At 71.9% G+C, this 20,730-nt stretch carries 16 protein-coding genes; 4 read left to right on the forward strand and 12 right to left on the reverse strand.

What is annotated here, in order from left to right; genetic code table 11:
* Positions 1 to 35 precede the first annotated feature (35 nt).
* The 9 genes from ACRYCC_RS16245 to ACRYCC_RS16285 all read right to left on the reverse strand — a co-directional run bounded on the left by ACRYCC_RS16245 (position 36) and on the right by ACRYCC_RS16285 (position 11,886).
* A complete protein-coding gene (locus ACRYCC_RS16245) occupies positions 36 to 2,087 on the reverse strand; it encodes a hypothetical protein (protein WP_433812868.1) in 2,052 nt (683 codons plus the stop codon).
* Positions 2,084 to 3,763, reverse strand: coding sequence for an ABC transporter permease subunit (locus ACRYCC_RS16250; protein WP_433812870.1), 1,680 nt, complete (start codon positions 3,761 to 3,763; stop codon positions 2,084 to 2,086). The genes ACRYCC_RS16245 and ACRYCC_RS16250 overlap by 4 nt, the downstream gene beginning before the upstream one ends.
* A complete protein-coding gene (locus ACRYCC_RS16255) occupies positions 3,760 to 4,989 on the reverse strand; it encodes an ABC transporter substrate-binding protein (RefSeq protein WP_433812872.1) in 1,230 nt (409 codons plus the stop codon). The genes ACRYCC_RS16250 and ACRYCC_RS16255 overlap by 4 nt, the downstream gene beginning before the upstream one ends.
* Positions 4,979 to 5,572 carry an ATP-binding cassette domain-containing protein gene (locus tag ACRYCC_RS16260; RefSeq protein ID WP_433812874.1) on the reverse strand — a complete coding sequence of 198 codons (594 nt, stop codon included), beginning with the start codon at positions 5,570 to 5,572 and terminating at the stop codon, positions 4,979 to 4,981. Before ACRYCC_RS16260 ends, ACRYCC_RS16255 begins: the two co-directional genes overlap by 11 nt.
* A gap of 190 nt (positions 5,573 to 5,762) precedes the next feature.
* The gene (locus ACRYCC_RS16265; protein ID WP_433812876.1) at positions 5,763 to 6,665 is read right to left on the reverse strand and encodes an alkaline phosphatase family protein; all 903 of its coding nucleotides are present in this window, start codon (positions 6,663 to 6,665) and stop codon (positions 5,763 to 5,765) included.
* Positions 6,666 to 6,854: 189 nt separating this feature from the next.
* Positions 6,855 to 7,895 carry a family 2 encapsulin nanocompartment cargo protein polyprenyl transferase gene (locus tag ACRYCC_RS16270; protein ID WP_433812878.1) on the reverse strand — a complete coding sequence of 347 codons (1,041 nt, stop codon included), beginning with the start codon at positions 7,893 to 7,895 and terminating at the stop codon, positions 6,855 to 6,857.
* Between the two features lie 163 nt (positions 7,896 to 8,058).
* Positions 8,059 to 9,480 carry a family 2B encapsulin nanocompartment shell protein gene (locus ACRYCC_RS16275; RefSeq protein ID WP_433812880.1) on the reverse strand — a complete coding sequence of 474 codons (1,422 nt, stop codon included), beginning with the start codon at positions 9,478 to 9,480 and terminating at the stop codon, positions 8,059 to 8,061.
* A gap of 364 nt (positions 9,481 to 9,844) precedes the next feature.
* Positions 9,845 to 10,822 (reverse strand): carbohydrate kinase family protein, encoded by a 978-nt coding sequence (locus ACRYCC_RS16280; protein ID WP_433812881.1) that lies wholly within the window; start codon positions 10,820 to 10,822, stop codon positions 9,845 to 9,847.
* Positions 10,819 to 11,886, reverse strand: coding sequence for a LacI family DNA-binding transcriptional regulator (locus tag ACRYCC_RS16285; RefSeq protein WP_433812883.1), 1,068 nt, complete (start codon positions 11,884 to 11,886; stop codon positions 10,819 to 10,821). The genes ACRYCC_RS16280 and ACRYCC_RS16285 overlap by 4 nt, the downstream gene beginning before the upstream one ends.
* A 148-nt stretch (positions 11,887 to 12,034) precedes the next feature.
* Between ACRYCC_RS16285 and ACRYCC_RS16290 the strand changes: the two genes are divergently transcribed.
* From ACRYCC_RS16290 to ACRYCC_RS16300, 3 genes are all read left to right on the forward strand, one after another.
* A complete protein-coding gene (locus tag ACRYCC_RS16290) occupies positions 12,035 to 13,096 on the forward strand; it encodes a sugar ABC transporter substrate-binding protein (RefSeq protein WP_433812885.1) in 1,062 nt (353 codons plus the stop codon).
* 78 nt (positions 13,097 to 13,174) lie between these two features.
* Entirely contained in the window at positions 13,175 to 14,182 is a 1,008-nt protein-coding gene (locus tag ACRYCC_RS16295; protein ID WP_433812887.1) for an ABC transporter permease, read from the forward strand.
* Positions 14,179 to 15,027: an ATP-binding cassette domain-containing protein gene (locus tag ACRYCC_RS16300; protein WP_433812889.1), complete on the forward strand. Its 849-nt coding sequence runs from the start codon at positions 14,179 to 14,181 to the stop codon at positions 15,025 to 15,027. Before ACRYCC_RS16295 ends, ACRYCC_RS16300 begins: the two co-directional genes overlap by 4 nt.
* 75 nt (positions 15,028 to 15,102) lie before the next feature.
* Here the strand turns inward: ACRYCC_RS16300 and ACRYCC_RS16305 are convergent, their stop codons facing one another.
* Genes ACRYCC_RS16305 through ACRYCC_RS16315 form a run of 3 tightly spaced genes read right to left on the reverse strand, consistent with a single transcriptional unit; the run spans position 15,103 to position 19,353 of the window.
* A complete protein-coding gene (locus ACRYCC_RS16305; RefSeq protein WP_433812891.1) occupies positions 15,103 to 15,723 on the reverse strand; it encodes a helix-turn-helix domain-containing protein in 621 nt (206 codons plus the stop codon).
* A 37-nt stretch (positions 15,724 to 15,760) separates the two neighbouring features.
* On the reverse strand, positions 15,761 to 17,398 hold the full coding sequence (locus ACRYCC_RS16310; protein WP_433812893.1) for an AMP-binding protein: 1,638 nt from the start codon (positions 17,396 to 17,398) through the stop codon (positions 15,761 to 15,763).
* A complete protein-coding gene (locus tag ACRYCC_RS16315) occupies positions 17,392 to 19,353 on the reverse strand; it encodes an alpha-ketoacid dehydrogenase subunit alpha/beta (protein ID WP_433812895.1) in 1,962 nt (653 codons plus the stop codon). Before ACRYCC_RS16315 ends, ACRYCC_RS16310 begins: the two co-directional genes overlap by 7 nt.
* A gap of 342 nt (positions 19,354 to 19,695) precedes the next feature.
* On the opposite strand from ACRYCC_RS16315, the gene ACRYCC_RS16320 reads away from it, so the two are divergent.
* The gene (locus tag ACRYCC_RS16320) at positions 19,696 to 20,610 is read left to right on the forward strand and encodes an alpha/beta hydrolase (protein WP_433813896.1); all 915 of its coding nucleotides are present in this window, start codon (positions 19,696 to 19,698) and stop codon (positions 20,608 to 20,610) included.
* The last annotated feature ends 120 nt before the right edge of the window (positions 20,611 to 20,730 follow it).

Consider the following 20,730-nt stretch of genomic DNA (forward strand, 5'->3'; position numbering starts at 1 on the left):
GCCGCGGCGCTCACCACCCGCGGGGCCCGGGCCCGTCAGGAACCGGTGTGCTGCCGGCGGTGGCGTGCGCAGCGGGCGCTGCCGACGCCGTCGCCGGCCTCGGTGTACAGCGTCCGGGCCCGCTCCCAGTCGGCCATCGCCCCGCCGGGATGCCGCTGGTACCAGTGTGCGATGCCGCGCAGCTCCAGGGCGTGGGCCTCACCGCCCGCGTCGTGGAGGGCCTCGGCCAGGTCCAGCGCGTGGCCCAGCTGGCCGTGCGCGGAGTCGTACTCCCCGTCCCGGATGTCGATCGCGGCGAGGTTGAGCAGGTCGGTCAGCTTGCCCTGGCTGTCGCGCGGCGGCCGCGCGGCGCGGGAGAGCCGCACGTTCTCGCGTGCGGCCTCGTAGTCCTCCAGCTCCAGCTGGAGCAGCGCCCACTCGGTGTGCAGCTGCGGGCGGCACGGCGCCTTGTCCCGCAGGGTGCTGGTGACGCGGTCCAGCCGGTGCCTGGCCTCCTCCAGGTCCCCGCGGGCGCGCGCCATGGCCGCCAGCCGCACCTCGGCGACGGCACGGGCCGCGGGATCACCGAGCTGCTGCGCCCGCTCGGCCATCGCCTCGGCCACCGCGGCGCGGTCGCTCGGCCGGTGCTCGCGGGCGAACCAGAGGTCGAGCACGTCGGCGATGCGCCACAGGTGCGCCGCCGCCGCCCGGGGCGGCGCAGGCATGCTCAGCAGCCGCAGCAACGTGACGTCGGCGGTCTCCAGCCACTCCTGCGCCTCGCGCCGCTCGTGCTCCGATCCCGCCCCCTCCAGCGCGTCGGCGTGCCCGGCGGCGAGCCCGGCATAGTGCGCGACGAGCCGTACCAGCGCCCGGGCCCCGGCCCGGGGCCGCACGGGATCGGCCAGTGCCGCGGCCTGCGCCGCCAGCCGGTACCGCGAGGAGGTCCGCTCCACCATGAACCGGGCGGCGAGCTCGGCCAGCAGGACGCTCACCCGGTGCCGGGGGAGCCGGGCCAGCTCGCCCAGCGCCTCGTCTGAGTACGCCGCGCCGGGAGCCTGCGCCATGAGCGCGAGCAGCCGGAGCGCGCCCGCGGAGGCGCCGTCGAGCTGCCGCCGGAGGATGGCGTTCAGCTCGAAGTTCTCCTCGTGCTGGCGCAGGTCGGCCAGCAGGGAGTCGAACGAGACCGTACGGTTGCGGGCCAGCCACCGGCCCAGCTCGATCACCACCCGGGGGAGCTGGAGGTAGTCGTCGGCGAGCCGCCGCGCGTGGGCCGGGTCGGCGCTGATCCGCCGGGCTATCGAGTTGTCCGGCGTCACCCGGCGCCGGTGCCACCAGCGGAAGCGGCCGGCCTCCGGCGGCCGGGCCGCGTCCTGGGCGCTGAGCAGGGCGAGCGCGTCGGCGGCCCGCAGGCGCTGCGGCTCGATCCGGGCGGCCTCCGGCGGCAGGTCGTCCACCGGGAGGTCCCCGGCGACGATCACGTACGCGCCGCGGACCCGGTGCGTGATCCACCGCACCTGGGCGGCGCCGGTGACGTTGTCCAGGACCAGCACCGTGCCCAGCAGGGCCCGCTCGGCCAGCTCGGCCGCCCGGTCGGCGCGGCTCTCGAACAGGCGCGGCGCGACCCCGAGGGTGCGCAGCACCTGGATCCGCGCCCGCCGTCCGTCGTCCGGCGCCAGCCCCTGCAGGTCGACGTAGCGGTGCCCGTCCTCGTCGGGCACCAGGGCCCGCGCCGCCTTGATCGCGACGGAGCCCGCCCCGATGCCGTCGGGCCCGTGGACCACGGCCACCCCGTGCGCGCGGGCGCCCGCGACGGTCTTGTCCACGTCGCCGTCCCGGCCGATCAGCTCGCCCACGTGCGGGAGCGGCAGGGCGACCTGGCCGTGCTCCTCGTCGTCGGAGCCCACCGGCGACCAGTGCCGCAGGGACCACAGCCCCAGATAGATGAGCAGGCCGGCCACCATGACGATCACCGGGACCCACTTGCCGAGGGCGCTCAGCTCGTTGGCGGTCACCTCGCGGACGAAGCCGAGCACGCCACCGGCGATGGCGGTGCTCCCGCTGACCTGGGCCAGCACCTCGATCTGGCGCCGGCGCCGCCGGGGGCTCATCGCCGTACGCCTTCGGTGAGGCCGCGGACCAGCCATTTCCCGGTCGCGAGCACCAGCCCGAGCGGGAGGGCGGTGGCCACCACGGCGCCGGCCGCCAGCACGCCGGTCGAGGTGGCGAACTGACGGGACTGCTCCATCAGCACCAGCGTGACCTGCCCGGACTCCGGTCCGCCGAGCAGCAGCCCGACCACCAGGTCGTTCCACACCAGCACGAACTCCAGCACGGCCACCGTGACCACCGCGGGCAGGCTCCGGGCGACGACGGTGAACAGCGCCGATCCCGGCTCCGGATCGATCTGCCGGGCCCGCACGACCTTGGGCGGCACCGAGGCGAACGCCGCGCGCAGCAGCAGGACCGCCAGCGGCACGCCGAGCGCGACGTGCACGACGGTCAGCGCCGTCGGCGCGCCGAAGAGGTGCAGCTGGTCGAAGACCTGCCCCAGCGCCACGATCACCGTCTGCGGCGGCACCACGGCCAGGACGGCACTGACCGCGATGAGGATGCGGGTCATCCTCCTGGGCAGGTCTCCCCAGGCGAGGGCGTAGGCGGCGGGCGCGGCGATGACCACGAGCAGCAACGCCGCGACCAGGGACCGGGTCCCCGTGCTGAGCAGCGCGTGGGCCAGCTCACCGCTCTGGAACGCCTCCCGGTAGGAGCCGAGGCCGAACCCGCCGGTCCACCAGCCGCCGCCCGTCGCGGCCCGCGGCGTCCGGAACGACTCGATCACCAGCACCGCGGGCGGGAGCACCCACGCGACGATCGCCACGATGCCGGCCACCCGCCCGGCCCTGGTCGGCTCGCGCACGACGGGGGCGTCGGTGCGGCTGGGCCATTCCCGGCTCAGCCCCCACAGCACCGCGAGCGCCACGGCCGCGACGAACAGGAACGGCAGCACGGCCAGCGCGGCCGAGCCCCCGGTGCCCAGATCGTTGCGCCACCGCCACCAGTGCAGGCCGACGACGTCCACGTCGTCCTGCACCGACCCCGGAGCGGTGATGAGGATCAGATCGAAGACCCGTACCGCGGCGACCAGCACGATCATCAGCACCAGCGCGGCGACCGGGAAGAGCGCCGGCACGATGACGGTCACGAACCGCCGCGGGCCACCCGCCCCGAAGGCGCGCGCCATCCGGATCAGGCCACGGGGGAGCCCGGTGACGCCGGCCCGGAACACCACCATGGCCAGCCCCACCCACTGCCAGGAGAACGCCCCCGCCAGCACGAGCCAGATCCAGCCGGGCCCCAGGAAGATGATCCGGTGGCCGGTGAGGGCGCTGACCGTGCCCTCCGGCTCGAACAGCAATCGGAACGCCACCCCGGTCACCAGCCCCGACACCGCGATCGGAGCGGCCAGCGCGCCGACCCGGCGGGCCCCGCGCAGCGGCCGCACCAGCGCCATGCCGGCCAGGCAGACCACCAGCGCGAAGACGAGCCAGCCCAGGCTGTCGGCGATCGCGTGCCGGACCTGGCCGTCGCCGAGGATCGCGGCGTAGTTTCCGAGCCCGCCGCGCAGGCTCACGGCCACGGTCGCCGCCAGCGGCAGCAGCAGGACCACCCCGACCAGCAGCATCGCGGGCAGCAGGTACAGCACCGGGCGCCAGGGCCGCGGCGGGCGGCCCCGGACGGGAGAACGCGTGTCCTCCCGCCCCACCACCTCCAGCAGTTCCCCGCTCACGGTCGTCCCCGGCTCGCCCGGTCGAGCGCGCCGACCGCCTCGGGGACCGCCGCGCCGACGGCCGCCGGCCGTTCCGCCACGGCGGCGAAGAAATCCTTGAAGATCTTCCAGGTGCCGCGCCCGTCGGCGCCCGCGAGACGGCCCCCCAGCTGGTCGGAGAGGCCGAAGGTCACGCTGCCGCCGCGGATGTCCGCGGCGAGCTCCGACATTCCCGCCGGATAGTCGCGCACCGCGGGGTCGAGGGACAGGAAGCCGCCCTGGGCCGCCCAGATCGAGGCCGCCGCCGGGGCGGTCAGCCATTCGATCAGTGCCCGCCCGCCCGCACCGCCCGGCTCGAGCAGCACGGCCGCGTCGCCGCCGACGACGAGCGGCCGTTGCTCACCGGGACCGCAGGGGAACCGGAACCACCGCGCCGCCACGTCGCGCGAGCCGTGCAGCCGGATGATCGGGAAGTAGAAGTCGGCCCCGGCCACCATGGCGGCGTCACCGTGCCGGAAGACGTCGAGGACCGACTCGTCGTACTGGGTGACCAGGGCGCGGGCCCGCCCGCCGGGGAAGGCCCCCGGGATGCTCCAGATCTCGGCGAGGCGTTCCAGCGCGGTGGTGACGTTCGGATGCCGCCACGAGGCGGTGCCGTCGATGAGCCCCTGGTAGGTGGCCGGGTCGATGGCGAGCAGGGCGTTGGCGAACCAGTCGGCCAACACCCAGCCGTCCGCGGCGCCGATCGCCAGGGGGGTGCGGCCGGCCGCTGCCAGGGTCCGGCAGGTGGCCACCCATTCGTCCCACGTCCCCGGCACGGCGCGGAGCAGGTCGGGGCGGTACCAGACCAGGGACTTGTGGGCGGCCTTGAACCAGGCGCCGTAGACCTGCCCATCAGAGGTCAGCAGGCGCTCCCACGCCTGCGGGGCGCCCGGCGCGGATGCCATCGGAACGAGGTCGCGGTGCTCGGCGCCGATCAGGCCGGGCTGGGAGACCATCGCGATGTCGGGCGCGGCGGTGCCCGCCACCTGGTTGCCGATCAGCGCGGGAAGGTCGTTGCCCGCAGACAGCACCTCGACCCGCCAGGCGTCCCGCCGGGGGAAGCCGGCGATGACCTTGCGGAACCTGGTGAGCTCCCAGCCGCTCCACACGGCGGCCACCTTCACGGCCGGCCGGTCCGCGCAGCCCACGGCGGCGCCCGCCACGCTGATCAGGACCAGGGCGCGCATCGCGTCCCTACGGCGCATCGACGATCGCCTCCGGCCTCACCGTCGTGCCCAGTGCCCCGCCGCGCTCCGCGGAGTCGGTGATCACCAGGACGGCGACGTCCTGGCTGCGGGCGGCCGCGACGGCGGCCCGGCACAGCGTCTCGCCCCGCCGGTCCTCGATCACGATCGCGCCGGGCCGGACCTCGAGGCACAGCGCCCGCGCCACCGCGACCTGCAGCCGCTGCACCGGGGACAGCTCGTGCGGGCGCAGGCCGCGGACGCTCTCGAGCTGGAGGTCCTGGAGCCGCCGGCGGACCCGGGACCGGTGGCCGCGCCCGCAGGCGTACGCCACGTTGCGCTCGACGGTGAGGTGCGGCAGCAGGCCCCCGCCCGGCGGGACCAGGGCGATGCCGCGCCGGCCGGGGGGAAGGCCGGTCACCTCGCGGTCGTCCACGCTCACGGCCCCGTCGACCGGAGCGGAGAGCCCGGTCAGCACGTCGGCCAGCGCGGACGCGGCGGGACGTGACGCGACGACGATCGCGGACTCGGGGACGGCGATGTCCATGCGCAAGCGGGTGCCCGCTGCCTCCCAGACAAGAGCATGCAGTTGCAGGCCCTTCACTTCTCTCCTCGGCTCCCGGAAAGGGGCGGCTGTGGGCGGTCGCTCCGTATGATGTACGGCACCTTAACCCGGCATCGCGGATGACGTAACCCTCAAATGACGCGGGCCCTGAGGCCTTCCGGCGCGGGGCTCGGGATCACCCGGCGTGCCCGCGGGCCCGGCCGCCGGGTGCGGCGCAGGCCGGGGCCCGCTAGTTCCAGACCTCGGTGATGGGGGCCGCCGAGGACGCCCTGCCGGCGTGGGCCGTGTGGTAGATGTCCTCGATCGTCCGCAGCAGGTTGTAGTGGCCGTACGGGGCCGGGTAGCGCCCGGTCTTGACGTGGGCGCCGTAGAACACCGTGGGGATCCGGTTGCCCTCGCTGTGGTCGTCCTCGTCGGCGGTGACGACGAGCAGGCTGTTGTGCGTCCGGGCCCAGGTGGCGTAGGAGCCCAGCCGGTCGCGCAGCCAGGTGTCGCCGGTGCGCACCGAGCAGTCGTGCATGTCGTGGCACAGGTTCGGCACCACGAACGAGACCGTCGGCAGGGTGGTGAAGTCGGACGGCCACCGGGCGAAGGTGTGCCCGGTCGAGGCCGGCACGTTGCTGAAGGAGAACCACGGGTTGTGCTTGCGCGCGTACCTCGTCGGGCTGTTGACGCAGACCATCGAGCCCTCCGCGGGCAGGCCCTCGTTGTAGCTGCCCCAGGAACGCCCGGCGTCGATGAGCTCCCTGCCCAGGTTGGGGATGGCGAACTGCGAGCCCGGCGGCGGGCAGGCGTTGCTGGTGACGCCCTGGGTGCCGCCGGAGAACATCGCGAAGTAGTTGGGCTGGCTGGGGTGGGTCTCGGCGGTGAAGCCGGTGAGGTCGGCGCCGCGGGCGGCGAGTGAGTTGAGGTACGGGGCGGCCGGGCTGCCGATGATCTGGGAGTAGGCGTGGTTCTCCAGGACCACCACGACGACATGGTCGAGGGCCGGGAGCGCCGCCGCGTCCGCGTCCGGGTGGAGATCGGAGTGGAGACAGGCCGTGGTGGCGAGCAGGAGACCGGCGGCCGGGACGGCGGCCCGATGCCGGTGCCGGCGCCGCGCACGCCGGGATAAGGCCGGATGTTCCCGCACAGAGACCTCCTGAGGAGCCGGGTGATGCCCGACCCCGGCCCCGTGCCATCGGCGCACACGCGCCGCCTGGTGAACGAGGCGCCGCCACGGGTGGCCGCTCAGATCAACGTGACATGGAGTGAAATTGCCGTTGATAGAGGCGGAAAACGCGCCGTGGTGAAGTCTTTGCAGATGCGAGGGCCTTCGGCCTCAGCGGTCGCGCCGGGTGACCAGCCGGGCCAGTCCCTCGAGCTCGGTGGCCGCCCGCTCGGCGGGACGGGCCGCCCGCAGCCGGCGCAGTGCCTCGGCCAGCAGCTGGTCGGCGTGCGCCTTGCTCCAGGCACGCCCGCCCGCGCGGCCGATGAGGTCCGCGGCGTGGACGACCTCGGCGTCCGTCAGCGGCTGCTCGCGGCGGTAGAGCTCGGCCAGCTCGGTGCCGGCGGCCGTGCCGGAGCTCAGGGCGGCCACCACGGGCAGGGACTTCTTCCGGTTGTGCAGGTCCGAGTAGACCGGTTTGCCGGTCACCGCGGGATCTCCCCAGATGCCCAGGAGATCGTCGACCAGCTGGAAGGCCACGCCGAGGTTCTCGCCGAAGGCGCGCAGGTGCCCGACCTGCTCGGCATCACCGTCGCCGAACGTGGCACCGAGTGCGCACGCGCACCCCAGCAGGGCACCGGTCTTGCCGCCCACCATGCCCAGGCACTCGGCCAGGCCGACGTTCGCGCGGTCCTCGAACGCCATGTCCGAGCTCTGGCCCTCCACCAGGTCCTGCACCGCGGCGGAGAGCATCCTGGTGCCCGCCTGCGCGGAGGGATGCCGCCCGGCGGCGACGACGTCGAAGGCCAGGGTCAGCAGCGCGTCCCCCACCAGGATGGCCGCGTTGGTCCCGAACACGCTCCATGCCGTGGGGCGGTGGCGGCGGGTCAGGTCCCCGTCCATCACGTCGTCGTGCAGCAGCGAGAAGTTGTGCACGAGCTCGACCGCGACCGCGGCGGGCAGCGCCGCGGTGTGCGCACCGCCGGCGGCGCCTGCCGCCAGCAGCACCAGCGTGGGACGCAGGGCCTTCCCGCCGTCCGTGCCGGTCGGCCTGCCCCGCTCGTCCCACCAGCCGAAGTGGTAGCCACTGATCAGCCGCATCGCGCCGGGCAGCGTGTCGACCGCCTCCCGCAGCGCCGGATCGACGACGACGCGGCCCCAGGCCAGCACCTCGTGCGCCGACCGGTCCTCGGTCATCTCCTCTGTGGGGCCCATCTGCCTGACACCTTTCGTCGCCTGCCTGCCCGGCCCCGGATCCCCGGCCGCGGGACGGTCCGGGACCGGGCGCCGGGCGATGAGCCACCGGGCCACCGGGTGCGGACCGGACGGGGGGGGGGCGCGGGCCCCCTCCGTGGCGGGCGCCCCCGCCGCCGGGACTTCAGTCGTCCGAACGCGCGATCTCGACGTTCTCGAGGATGCCGAGTGCGTCGGGAACCAGGACGGCCGCGGAGTAATAGGCACTGACGAGGTAGGACATGATGGCCTTCTCGTTGATGCCCATGAACCGCACCGAGAGACTGGGCTGGTATTCGTCGGGGATGCCGGTCTGGTGCAGGCCGATGACGCCCTGGTCCTCCTCCCCGGTGCGCATGACGAGGATGGAACTGGTCGCGGACTTGGTGATGGGGATCTTGTTGCAGGGGAAGATGGGCACCCCGCGCCACGAGGGCACCATGCTGTCGCCGAACTCCACGCTCTGCGGGTACAGGCCCCGCCGGTTGCACTCCCGCCCGAACGCCGCGATGGTGCGGGGGTGCGCGAGGAAGAAGCGTGAGTTGCGCCGCCGGGAGAGCAGTTCGTCCAGGTCATCGGGGGTGGGCGGGCCGCTCCGGGTGTGGATGCGCTGGTTGAGGTCCGCGTTGTGCAGCAGCCCGAATTCGGGGTTGTTGATGAGCTCGTGCTCCTGGCGCTCGCGCAATGCCTCGATGGTCAGCCGCAGTTGCTGCTCGATCTGGTTCATCGGCTCGTTGTAGAGATCCGCCACCCGGGTGTGCACTTGCAGAACGGTCTGGGCGACGCTCAGCTCGTATTCCCGGGGGGCCAGTTCGTAGTCGACGAAGGTGCCGGGCAATTGTGGCTCGCCGGTGTGCCCGGACGCCAATTCGATGGCCGCCTCGCCGTATTTGTTCTGCGACTGATCCGGGCCGGACTGCAATTGCTCGACGTGCGCGCGCAGCGTGTCGGACCGGCCGAGCAGTTCCTGGAACTCCTGCCGGGAAAGCGTCAGGACCGTGCAGCCGGTGACGGCCTTGACGGTGAACTCCCAGTCGCCGCGCGCACCGATGAGCGTCTGGTCGCCGAAGTGGTCGCCGTCCGCGAGCACCCCGAGCACGGCCTGGTCGCCGTACTTGCCGGCGCCGATCTTGTGCACCTTGCCGTGCGCGATGAGGACGGCCTGGTCGGCCGGGCGGCCGGCCTCGACGATGACGTCGCCCGGCTCGAACTCCTGCTGGGTGAACCGGCCGGAGAGCGTCTCCAGCACGGTGTTGTCGCCGAAGTCCCGCAGCAGCGGGAGCTCGCGCAGCTCCTGCGGAATCACCTGCACGTGCGAGCCGGTCGTGGTGAACGTGACCCGTCCGTCGCCCACGGTGTAGGTGAGCCGCCGGTTCACCCGGTACGCCCCGCCGGCGACCTGCACCCAGGGCAGCAGCCGCAGCAGCCACCGGGAGGTGATGCCCTGCATCTGGGGCACGGACTTCGTGGTCGTCGCGAGATTGCGCGCCGCCTCGGTGCCCAGGCTCAACTGCGCCTGACCACTCTCCACACCAGAACCCGACTCCGTCACGAACCGCACCACCATTCCGTTTGTGAACCAACAGGGAACTGTCGAGTGCCTGTCTCCGAGAATGGCGCGCACTGGAAGTGGCCGGCGAAACGCCCGCAGCCAGTAATATGCGCCCTTCTGCGCCACTCACGCTAACGTCCGAATATCCTTGATCGCAATAACTCAGGGCAACGGAGTTGGAGCGCTCGGTAGTCACAAATAGGGCATACGCCCCTTGTCGTGCATTCGCGAGATCGATGTATTACGCGGCGGCGTTTTTCCTTGATGGATGTCGCGACCCGGTACGGCGCCATTCGTTTCGAGCGGGGCCCGGAGTCGCGCGAAAGGCGGGGGACCCGGGACGGCTGAGATCGCCCTGTCACGGCCACCGGGGCCGGTGTCAGCCCAGGGCGCCGGTGGTGTCGGCGGGCAGGGAGCCGCCCCACGGCGGATCGGCGCCGGGCACCTTGCAGGTCTCGGCGGCGACGTGGGCGGCGAAGGTCATCGCGCGCCGGAGGTCGTCGAGGGTCACCTCGCCGAGCCGGCCGCCCAGCCGTCCCCGGCCGTCCAGCCAGTGCAGCAGGCCGGCGGTGAAGGCGTCACCCGCGCCGACGGTGTCCACGGGGGTGATGTCCGGTGCGGGAACGGTCAGGCGGGTGCCGTCGAGGGAGGCGAAGGCGCCCTCGGCCCCCCGGGTGACCACCACGAGGCGTACCCCGTCGTCGTGCCAGCCGTCGCACACCCGCTCCAGGTCGGCGCCGGGGTAGAGGAGCCCGAAGTCCTCGTCGCTGAGCCGGAAGATGTCGGCCAGCCGGGTCCAGCGGCCCAGGCGGGCGCGGTAGGCGTCCGGGGGGACCAGGCGGGGCCGGACGTTGGGATCGATGGAGACGGTGGCGTGCGGGCGCACGTCCTCGAGCAGTTCCTCGATCAGGGGCCCGCCCGGCTCGCGGATCAGGGCGAGGGATCCGGTGTGCACGCAGGACACCTCGGCGGGCCGGCGCGGGGCGAGCTCCTCGCGGGTCCACTGCCAGTCGGCGGTGCCCTCGGCGTAGAAGTCGTAGGTCGCCTGCCCGGAGGCGTCGATCGCGGTGATGGCGAGCGTGGCGGGTTCGGCGGCCCGCACGCAGTGGGTCAGGTCGACCCGGGAGGCGACCAGGTGACCGCGGACGAGGTCCCCGAACGGCCCGGACGCGAGCCTGCCGATGAAGCTGGTGGGGGTGCCCAGGCGGCCGAGCGCGATCGCGGTGTTCACCGGGCTGCCGCCCGGCCTGACCTCCAGCTCCAGCACGCCCCGCGCCCGCCGGCCGGAGGCGGGGCCGGAGCCGGCCCCGGGGAAGGCGTCGGCCACGGCCTCGCCGATCACCGCTATGTGACTCATGATGGTCCGATCATCTCCTGGCCCGCCGGGCGGCCGGGTCCCCGGGGGCGGGCCGGAGCCGGGTCCGGGGCGCAGCCGCACGACTCGCGGTGCATGAACCGCGGTTCGAGCCGTACGGTCTCCGGCGGCCGGCGGGGATCGCCGATCCGGGCCAGCAGCAGCTGCACGGCGCGGGCCCCGATCTCCCGGATCGGCTGGGCCATCGTGGTGAGCCGCGGCCGGAAGTGCGCGGCCCACTCGAAGTCGTCGAACGACACCAGCGCGATGTCCTCGGGCACGCGCACCCCCAGCTGGTCCAGGGTCCGTACCGCCCCGATCGTCATGTGGTTGTTGGCGACCACCAGCGCGGTCGGCGGGTCGGCGAGTTCCAGCAGCCCGCAGACGGCGCGTTCGGCCTCGTCGGCGTTCGAGCCTCCGGTGGTGATGAGCCGGTCGTCGCCGTCCAGCCCGCTCCTGCGCAGTCCCTCGCGGTAGCCGCGGACGCGTTCGTCGCTGGTGGACAGCCCCGGGCGGCCGGAGACCATGGCGATGCGGCGGTGGCCCTGCTCGGCGAGATGCCCGGTGAGCCGGGCCGTCGCCTCGACGTTCTCGCTGCCGACCTGGTCGAAGTCCCCGGACGCGCAGCGGTCCACCAGCACCGCGGGCACGCCGAGGTCGCCGAGGTAGCGCAGGGCCGCACCGCCCGGCCCGGCCGCCGTAGCCAGCAGGACGCCGTCCACCCGCCGCTGGTGGAGAGCCTCCACGACGTGGAGCTCCTTGGCCGGGTCGTCATGGGTGTCCGACAGCAGCAGGGTGTAACCGGCCCGGCCGACCTCCGCCTCGATCGCGGACACGATGTCGGCGAAGTAGAAGTTCGTGATCGCCGAGATCGCCAGCCCGATGGTCTGGGTGCTGCCGCTGACCAGGGACTTGGCGATGGTGTTGTGGATGTAGCCGGAGTCCTTGACGGCCGCCAGGACACGCTTGCGGGTCTCCTCCTTCACGAAGCGCGTGCCGTTGATGACGTGCGACACCGTGGAGACCGAGATGCCGGCCTGCCGCGCCACGTCGGCCATCGTGACCATCTGCCCCCCTGCTTCGTCGAGACCCGTTCGTGACGAAAGCGATTGCGCAAACGCTTGCGCAAACGCTTTCGTGACCGCAAGATAACGCCTACGAAACCCGGGCGAAACCCCTTCCGGCGGAATCGCCGGAGAATCCGAGGAGGTCATCATGGCCCCGGCAGTCACTCCCACCCCCACGAACACCCGTCCGCGCCGTCGTGCCCTGATCGCCGTGGTCGCGGTCGTGGCGGCGGGCGCCGCCCTGCTCGCCGGCTGCAGCTCGTCGAGCACGTCCGGCTCGTCCGGCAAGGTGAAGGTCGGCCTGATCACCAAGACCGAGACCAACCCGTTCTTCGTGAAGATGAAGGACGGTGCAGCCAAGGAGGCCAAGGCCAAGGGCGTCACCCTGATGACGGCCGCCGGCAAGTTCGACGGCGACAACGAGAGCCAGGTGACGGCCATCGAGAACATGGTCGCGGCGGGCGTGAAGGGCATCCTCATCACGCCGAGCGACACCAAGGCGATCGTCCCCGCCATCCAGAAGGCCCGGGCCAAGGGCATCCTGGTCATCACCCTCGACACCCCGACGGAGCCGCAGAACGCGGTCGACGCGCTGTTCGCCACCAACAACTTCCAGGCGGGCGTGCTGATCGGCCAGTACGCCAAGGCCCGGATGGCCGGCAAGCCCGCCAAGATCGCCACCCTCGACCTGGCCCCCGGCGTCACCGTCGGCATCCTGCGGCACAACGGCTTCCTCAAGGGCTTCGGCGCCGCGAGCGTCGACGACAAGGCGACCGCGCTGGCCTCGGCCCCGCAGGTCGTCTGCTCCCAGGACACCCAGGGCGACCAGGCCAAGGGGCAGACCGCGATGGAGAACTGCCTGACCAGGACACCCGGCATCAACCTCGTGTACACGATCAACGAACCGGCCGCGCTGGGCGCGTACACGGCCCTCAAGGCGAAGGGGCTGGACAAGAGCGTCATGATCGTCTCCGTGGACGGCGGCTGCACCGGGACCCGCGCGGTCAAGAGCGGCCAGATCGCGGCGACCTCCCAGCAGTACCCGCTGAAGATGGCCTCGCAGGGTGTGGACGCGGTGGTCGCCTACGCGCAGGGTGGGACGAAGGCCTCGGGCTACACCGACACCGGCGTCACCCTCATCAGCGACAAGGCGGTGCCCGGCGTCGACTCGAAGGACACCGCCTTCGGTCTCGCCAACTGCTGGGGCTGAGCCCCCGCGGGGCCCGGTCCGCACCGGGCCGGGCCCCGGCCCTCCTCGTACCAGCCACCCTTGGAGGTGTTTCGCACGATGACCACCCCGACGACCGCGCCCGCCCCGGCGCCACCGGCCGCCCGCCCGGCGCCCGCGTGGCGCACCGCGGTCAGCGGCTCCACCCTCGGCCCGCTCGCCGCCCTGCTGCTGGCCTGCGTCTTCTTCACCCTGCGCACCGACACGTTCCTGACCGGCGGCAACCTCTCGCTGATCATCCAGCAGGTCATGGTGGTCGGCGCCCTGGCCATCGGGCAGACGCTGATCATCCTCACCGCCGGGATCGACCTGTCCAACGGCGCCGTCATGGCGTTCGGCACCATCGTCATGACCAAGCTGGCGGTCGACGGGACCGTGCCGCCGCTGGTGGCGATCGCCCTCGGCATCCTGGTCTGCGGCGCCTTCGGGCTGGCCAACGGCCTGCTGGTCACCCGGATCTCGCTGCCGCCGTTCATCGTCACGCTGGGCATGCTCAACATCGCCTTCGCGCTGACCCACATCTACTCCAACGAGGAGACGGTCACCCAGCTCCCCTCGGCGCTGACGGCGCTCGGAAACACCTTCCGTCTCGGCAGCACCGACGTGACGTACGGGTCGGTGCTGGTGATCGCGCTGTTCCTGGTGTTCGCCTACCTGCTCAGCCAGACGGCGTGGGGCAAGCACGTCTACGCCGTCGGCAACAACCCCGAGGCCGCGCGGCTCACCGGCATCCCGACCAAGCGGCTGCTGCTGGCCGTCTACGCCATCGCCGGGCTGGTCTACGGCGTCGCCGCCCTGCTGCTGGTCGCCCGTACCGGCGTCGGTGATCCCAAGGCGGGGCAGACCGACAACCTGGAGAGCATCACCGCCGTGGTGCTGGGCGGCACGAGCCTGTTCGGCGGCCGCGGCGCCGTGCTCGGCACCCTGATCGGCGCGCTGATCGTCGGTGTGATCCGCAACGGCCTCCAGCTCATGGGGGTGAGCTCCATCTACCAGATCCTCATCACCGGGATCCTGGTCATCCTGGCCGTCACCATCGACCAGATCTCGCGCCGGAGGACCTCATGACCGCCGTTCTGTCCGCCCGCGGGCTCGTCAAGCGCTACGGCCAGGTCACCGCGCTGGACGGCGCCGACTTCGATCTGCTGCCCGGCGAGGTGCTCGCGGTCATCGGAGACAACGGCGCCGGGAAGTCGAGCCTGATCAAGGCACTGACCGGTGCGGTGCAGCCCGACCAGGGCGAGATCCGGCTGGACGGCGAGGTGGTGCACTTCCGCAGCCCGATCGACGCCCGCCGCAACGGCATCGAGACCGTCTACCAGGACCTCGCCGTGGCGCCCGCCCTCGACATCGCCGGCAACCTGTTCCTCGGCCGGGAGCTGCGCCGGCCGGGCGTCCTCGGGCGGGTGTTCCGGCTCCTGGACAAGCCGCGGATGCGCGCCGAGGCCGCCCAGCACATGGACGAGCTGAAGATCGGGCTGCGCTCGCTCACCCAGCGCGTGGAGACCCTGTCCGGCGGCCAGCGGCAGGGCGTCGCGGTGGCCCGCGCCGCGGCCTGGGCCCAGCACGTCGTCATCATGGACGAGCCCACCGCCGCGCTCGGGGTCAAGGAGTCGGGTCAGGTCCTCGACCTCATCCGCAGGGTCCGCGACCGCGGCCTGCCGGTCGTCCTGATCAGCCACAACATGCCGCAGGTGTTCGAGATCGCGGACCGCATCCACGTCCAGCGGCTCGGCCGGCGCGCCGCCGTCGTCGATCCGGCCGACTACTCCATGTCCGACGTCGTCGCCATCATGACCGGGGCCATCCGGGTCGAGGACGAACGCGCCGTCGTCGTCGACTCCGGAGCCGCCGCTGCGGCGGGTGTGACCGAGGACCGCGACCACCCGCCGAGCCGGGGGAGGAGCACCTGAGCACCGGCGGCCGGCCGGCCCGCCGCCTGGCGCGGGCCGGACCGGCGGGCGGGCGCCGCCGGGCGGAACGTGGGATCAACCGGTGACGAACCAGATGGCGCGCACCAGTTCGTCGGTCTCGTTGAGCAGCCGGTGCGGCACGTCGCCGCGCATCGCGATGGCGTTGCCCTGCGTGAACTGCTTCCGCTCGCCATTGATCACGATGGTCAGTGTGCCCTCGAGAACGTAGCCGTAGTCGTTTCCCTTGTGCTGCTGAGGCTGGTCGGCCGGGGCGGAGTCGGCACCGGGCTCGTATTCGGTGAGCAGGAAGTCGATGCGATCGCCACCGATCTCGTCGGTCAGCCGGTGCCATCGCACGCCGGTCTGGAAGGCGAGATACTCGGCGACCGGCGGAGTGTCCTTTGCGCCCTCGGCGTCTGGTTCGCCGTTCTTATCCGTGGCCGTTTGCCTGGCCGGCGACACCGAATGTCCGAGCAGTTCGTCCAGGGACAGGTTGAGCTCGGTTGCGATGGCGAACAGGGTGCTCACCGTGGCCTGGCTCTGGCCCAGCTCGAACTGGGAGAGGAAACTCGCCGAGACCCCCAGCCGGCGTGCCATTTCACGCACCGACAGCCCGGCCTGCATGCGCTCACGACGGACGTTCTGTCCGACGGAGCCGCTCATTCCGCCCGGGCCGACATTGCGCGACACGACCACGCGGTGCTCCCTGCGATGGTTGGTTGCGGTATATATCTCAGCGTACAGGGCCCGTCGATGGAGGCGGACAATGTGCCTCACCGTCCCGCGGGCCGGGGCGAACGGCTGCTGCCGGCGGCTCGGCGCGCAACTGCTCGCGCAAAGCGAAACGCTGCACCTTTCCGCTCGCGGTCCTTGGCAGGTGATCCACTATCTTCAGCATTTCCGGGGCCTTTTGCGTCGCTAGTCCGGATTGCACTAGATGTTCGCGCAGATCGTCGAGAGTCGGCGTTCGGCCGGCGACCGGAACGACATAGGCACAGGCGCGTTCGACGAGGACGGGGTCCGGGTAGCTCACCACGGCGACGTCGCTCACCCACGGATGTTCCAGGAGCGACGACTCCACTTCGGCGACGCTGAACTTCTCCCCGCCGCGGTTGATGATGTCCTTGATCCGGCCGGTGATGTGCACCGTGCCGTCCGCGTCCAGGCGCGCCTGGTCGCCGGTGCGGAAGTAGCCGTCGGCGGTGAATGCGGCGTCATTGAGCCCGGCGTCGAGGTAACCGAGAAAGAGCTCCGGTCCGCGTACGAGCAGTTCCGGCATGCCGTCGTCGTCGTTCCGCACGACCATCTCGTTGCGTCCCATCGGCCTGCCCTCCCCGGCGGCGGCCTCGTCGAGATCGCCCAGCGGGTCGGCCATCGACGAGGTCGGCAGTTCGGTCGACCCGTAGGTGCGGACGACGCTGCTCCCCATCACCCGGTGCGCGCGGCGCACCAGCTCGGTAGGGATGTCGGCCCCGCCGCAGACGAAGATGCGCAGGCTGGACCCGGCGCGCCCGGAGTAGCGGTCGGCCAGCCCACGCAGGAACGGCGTCGCGCTCACGGTGAAGGTGCAGCCGTTGGACTCGATCAGCTCGACCGCCGCCGCCGCGTCCCACCTGTCCTGCAGCACCACGCCGCACCCCAGATCGGCCGGCAGCACGATGCCGTAGCTCAGCCCGGTGATGTGGCTCAGCGGAGACGCCATGAACACCCGGTCGTGGTCGTCCAGCCGGCAGGAGCGGGCCATGTCGCGTGCTTCGGCGAGCAGGGTCTGGTGGCTGTGCAGCACGCCTTTGGGCTGTGCGGTGGTGCCCGAGGTGTACAGCACGACCGCGACGTGGTCGGGTCGCGCTCGTGGTCCGGGCGGCTCCGGCACCGCGGTTCGCAGCAGGTCGTCGAGCGGGTCGGCGCCGGGAGCCCGGCCGCGGACGCTCACCAGCACGGCATCCGAGGACAGGCCGGTGAGGACCGAGCGGAGCTCGGCGGCATGCGCATGGGAACGGAACAGGGACGGCGCGACGACCGCCCTGGGACGAACCTGGCCGATGATGAAGCGGAGCTCATGAGCCCGGTAGATCGGCACGACCGGCACCAGGACGCCGCCGGCGAGGAAGACGCCCCACGCCACGGCCACCGACTCCCACCAGTTGGGCAGCTGGGTGACGACGCGATCGCCCGGCTCGACTCCCCGCGCGCGCAGTCCGGCGGCGACGCTCTCGGCGGCCGACACGAGCTCGGCATACGTGAGCGTCGTACCGCCCTCGACCACCGCGACCGTGTCCGCATGGCTCCCGGCCGAAGACCGCAGGCGGTCGACGAACGTCTCGTGCGGCAGGTCATGGCCGGCCGTGTGCGGTCTGGTCGCGCTCAGCACGCGACCACCTCGCGCACCATGGCGACGATGTCGGCCGGTCCCGCGCTCCATCGCCTTTCGAGCGCGGGTGCGTACGGCGCCGGAGAGTAGGCCGCGCCGACCCGGCCGACCGGTGCGTCGAGCGACCAGAAACCCTCGCGCACGGCGAGCGCCGCGAGTTCGGCGCCGACCCCGAAGTCCACCACGGCCTCGTGTGCGACGACCAGCCGGTTGGTGCGCCGCAGCGAGCCGAGCACGGTCTCCCGGTCCAGGGGAACGATCGTCCGCAGGTCGATCACCTCGGCCTCGATGCCCTCCGCGCTGAGCGTCTCGGCGGCCTCGAGCGCGTCGAGGACCATGCGTGACCAGGACACGAGCGTGACGTCGCGCCCCGACCGGACGATTCTGGCCTGGCCGAGCGGAACACGGTGATCGCTGGGCGGCATGGGGGACTTCTTCTCGTACAGCAGCCGGTTCTCGATGAACACGACGGGGTTGTCGTCCTCGATGGCCGAGCGCAGCAGGCCGTAGGTGTCCGCTCCCGAGCTGGGCATCACGACCGTCAACCCGGGGACGTGCGCCATCAGCGTCTCGAGGCTCTGCGAGTGCTGGCTGCCGGACGAGCGGCCCGAACCGAACTGGGTGCGGATCACCAGCGGGACGGTGACCGCCCCGCCGGTCATGAACCGCAGTTTGGCGGCCTGGTTGAGGATCTGGTCGAAGCACACCCCGAGGAAGTCGAGGTACATGAGCTCGACCACCGGTCTGAGACCGGCCATCGCCGCTCCCACGCCCAGTCCCATGATCGCTGTCTCGGCGATCGGGGTGTCGAGCACCCGGTCCGGAAACCGCTCGTGCAGGCCGCGGGTGATGCCGAAGACGTTGCCGCCGGCGACGTCGATGCCCGCGAGGAACACGGAGGGGTCGTCGGTGAGCGCGTCGTGCAGGGCCTGCCGGAGGATGCGGGATCCGGAGGAGGGCTGGTCGCCGGTCGCCGGGAGGGCGACGGGCGGTGCCGGGCTGCGGCGCCGCGCGTACACGTGGTCGGTGGCGCCCGCCGGGTCCGGCTCGGCGGACCTGCGGGCGAAGGTCTCGGCCTCGGCGACGACCGCCTCGGCCGCCCGATCCACCTCGTCGATCTCGGCGGTGGTGAGACCGAGTCCGGTGAGCCGCGCGCGGGCACGCACCAGCGGATCGTGCGCGGACAGCCCGGCCAGCTCGGCCTGATCCCGGTAGCGCTGCCCGTCGCCCTCGTAGTGACCGCCGACCCGCATCGTCCGGCCCTCGACGAGGAACGGGCCGCCGCCGGAACGGACCTTGTCGAACACCTCGACCATGCCGTCCGCCACGGCCGCCACGTCGTTTCCGGCCAGCTCGACGAAGGGGACGCCGTAGGCGAGGGCGCGCTGCGCGATCGGCACGGGATGCTGATCGGCGGCACGCGAGAACTCGGAGTATCCGTTGTTCTCGCAGAAGAACACCACCGGCAGCCCGCGCAGGGCGGCGAGGTTGAGCGACTCGTGGAAGGCGCCCGTGGCCACGGCGCCGTCACCGAAGAACGCCACCACCAGGTCGCCGCCGCCGCGGCCGGCGAGAGCGTGCGCGGCGCCGACCGCGATGGGGAGTCCCGCGCCGACGATGCCGTTCGCGCCGAAGATCCCGATGCTCGGATCGGCGACATGCATCGAACCGCCCCGGCCCCGGCACGAGCCGGTCTCCTTGCCCAGCAGCTCGGCGAGCATGCGTCGTGGTTCGAGGCCCTTGGCGAGGACGTGCCCGTGCCCGCGGTGGGTCGAGGTGATCACGTCCTCGGGCCGTGCGTGGAACAGCGCACCGACCGCGCAGGCCTCCTGGCCGACCGAGGTGTGGACGAAACCGGGCACGAGCCCGTCGCGGTAGAGGATCGAGATGCACTCCTCCATCCGGCGGATGACGACCATCCGGCGGTAGGCGTCGAGTAGCTGCGCACGATCCATGGGGGGCTCCCTCCGGCGCGCACCGTGACTCCGTCCGCGCTCTCCGTCCGCAATGTAGCCAGCCCGCCCCGACAGTGTCCAGTGCCACTTGACGTTGACTCGGGCCGGGGCCGCCGTCCGGGGCCGGAAAATTTCCCGCAAATGGGCGTCAAGTGGCACTTGACAATCATGTTACGGCGATCCACGATGGTCCGCACCCCGCCAGATCACGGCGATCCGATCGACTGTCGGGCCCACGACCATTCGACTATTTCGACCAGTCGCCCCGCTCCACCGCGAGCCGGGCGCCGGTCGGCCCATGCCTGTACCTCATCAATTCGCCCACGCTTCGGAGAGGCCGCTATGCGCCGAGAAGATGTCGAGTTCGACAGCGAAGGCACTCTGATCAGAGGCTGGTTGTATCGGCCCGACGACGCGGTGGGGGACGTTCCCGCGGTGGTGCTCGCCGGCGGTTGGTGCTATGTCCGCGAACTGGTCATGCCCTATTACGCCGAGGCATTCGCGTCCATGGGCATGGCCGCCCTGATATTCGACTACCGCTGCCTCGGCGCGTCCGAGGGCGAGCCCAGGCAGCACCTTGATCCATGGGCGCAGATCCGTGACTACCAGAACGCCCTGAGTTTCCTCGAACGCGGCGACGGAATCGACGCGGATCGCCTGGGGGCCTGGGGAATCTCGTACTCCGGCGGGCACGTCCTGATCCTGGGCGCGACCGATCCCCGGGTGAAGGCGATCGTCAGTCAGATCCCGGTGGTGGACGGCTACCGCAACATGCGCCGCGTGCACGGGACCATCGGTTACCGCAGGTTGTGGGAGGCGATCCTCCAGGACCGGCGACTTCGGTACGAGGACCCGGACAGCCGGCTGTACCTTCCGCACGCGAGTGAGAGCCCGGAGGAGGAACTGTCGTCGTGGCCGTTTCCGGAGACGCGAACGACCTTTGCGAAACTGCAGGAGACGGAGGCGCCGCTCTATCAGAACTCCAGCACGATGGAGTCGGTCGATCTGCTCCTCAATTATGACGTCAACCCGTTCGTCACCCGTATCTATGACCTGCCGACGCTCATGATCGTCGCGGAAGGCGACGATCTGACGCTCTGGGATCTCGAGATCGAGAGCTACAACCGGATCCCCACCGAGAAGAAGAAACTGGTCGTCCTCCCGCACACTTCGCACATGACGCTCTACAGCGATCGGGCCAAGCTGGCCGTCGCGGCCGAGGAGGCGTCACGTTGGTTCGCCGATCACCTCTTGTGAGGGCAGCGGCAGCGCAGCCGTGATCTCACCTGGCGGAGAAAGGCCCACCGGCGCAGCGGCGTCAATGAACCACTACATCTGACCGCGACCCATTCGGGTTGTGGCGGGTCATTCCATCTC

The sequence above is a fragment of the Actinomadura scrupuli genome (assembly GCF_050971785.1).
GTDB classification, from domain to species: Bacteria; Actinomycetota; Actinomycetes; order Streptosporangiales; family Streptosporangiaceae; genus Actinomadura_E; species Actinomadura_E scrupuli.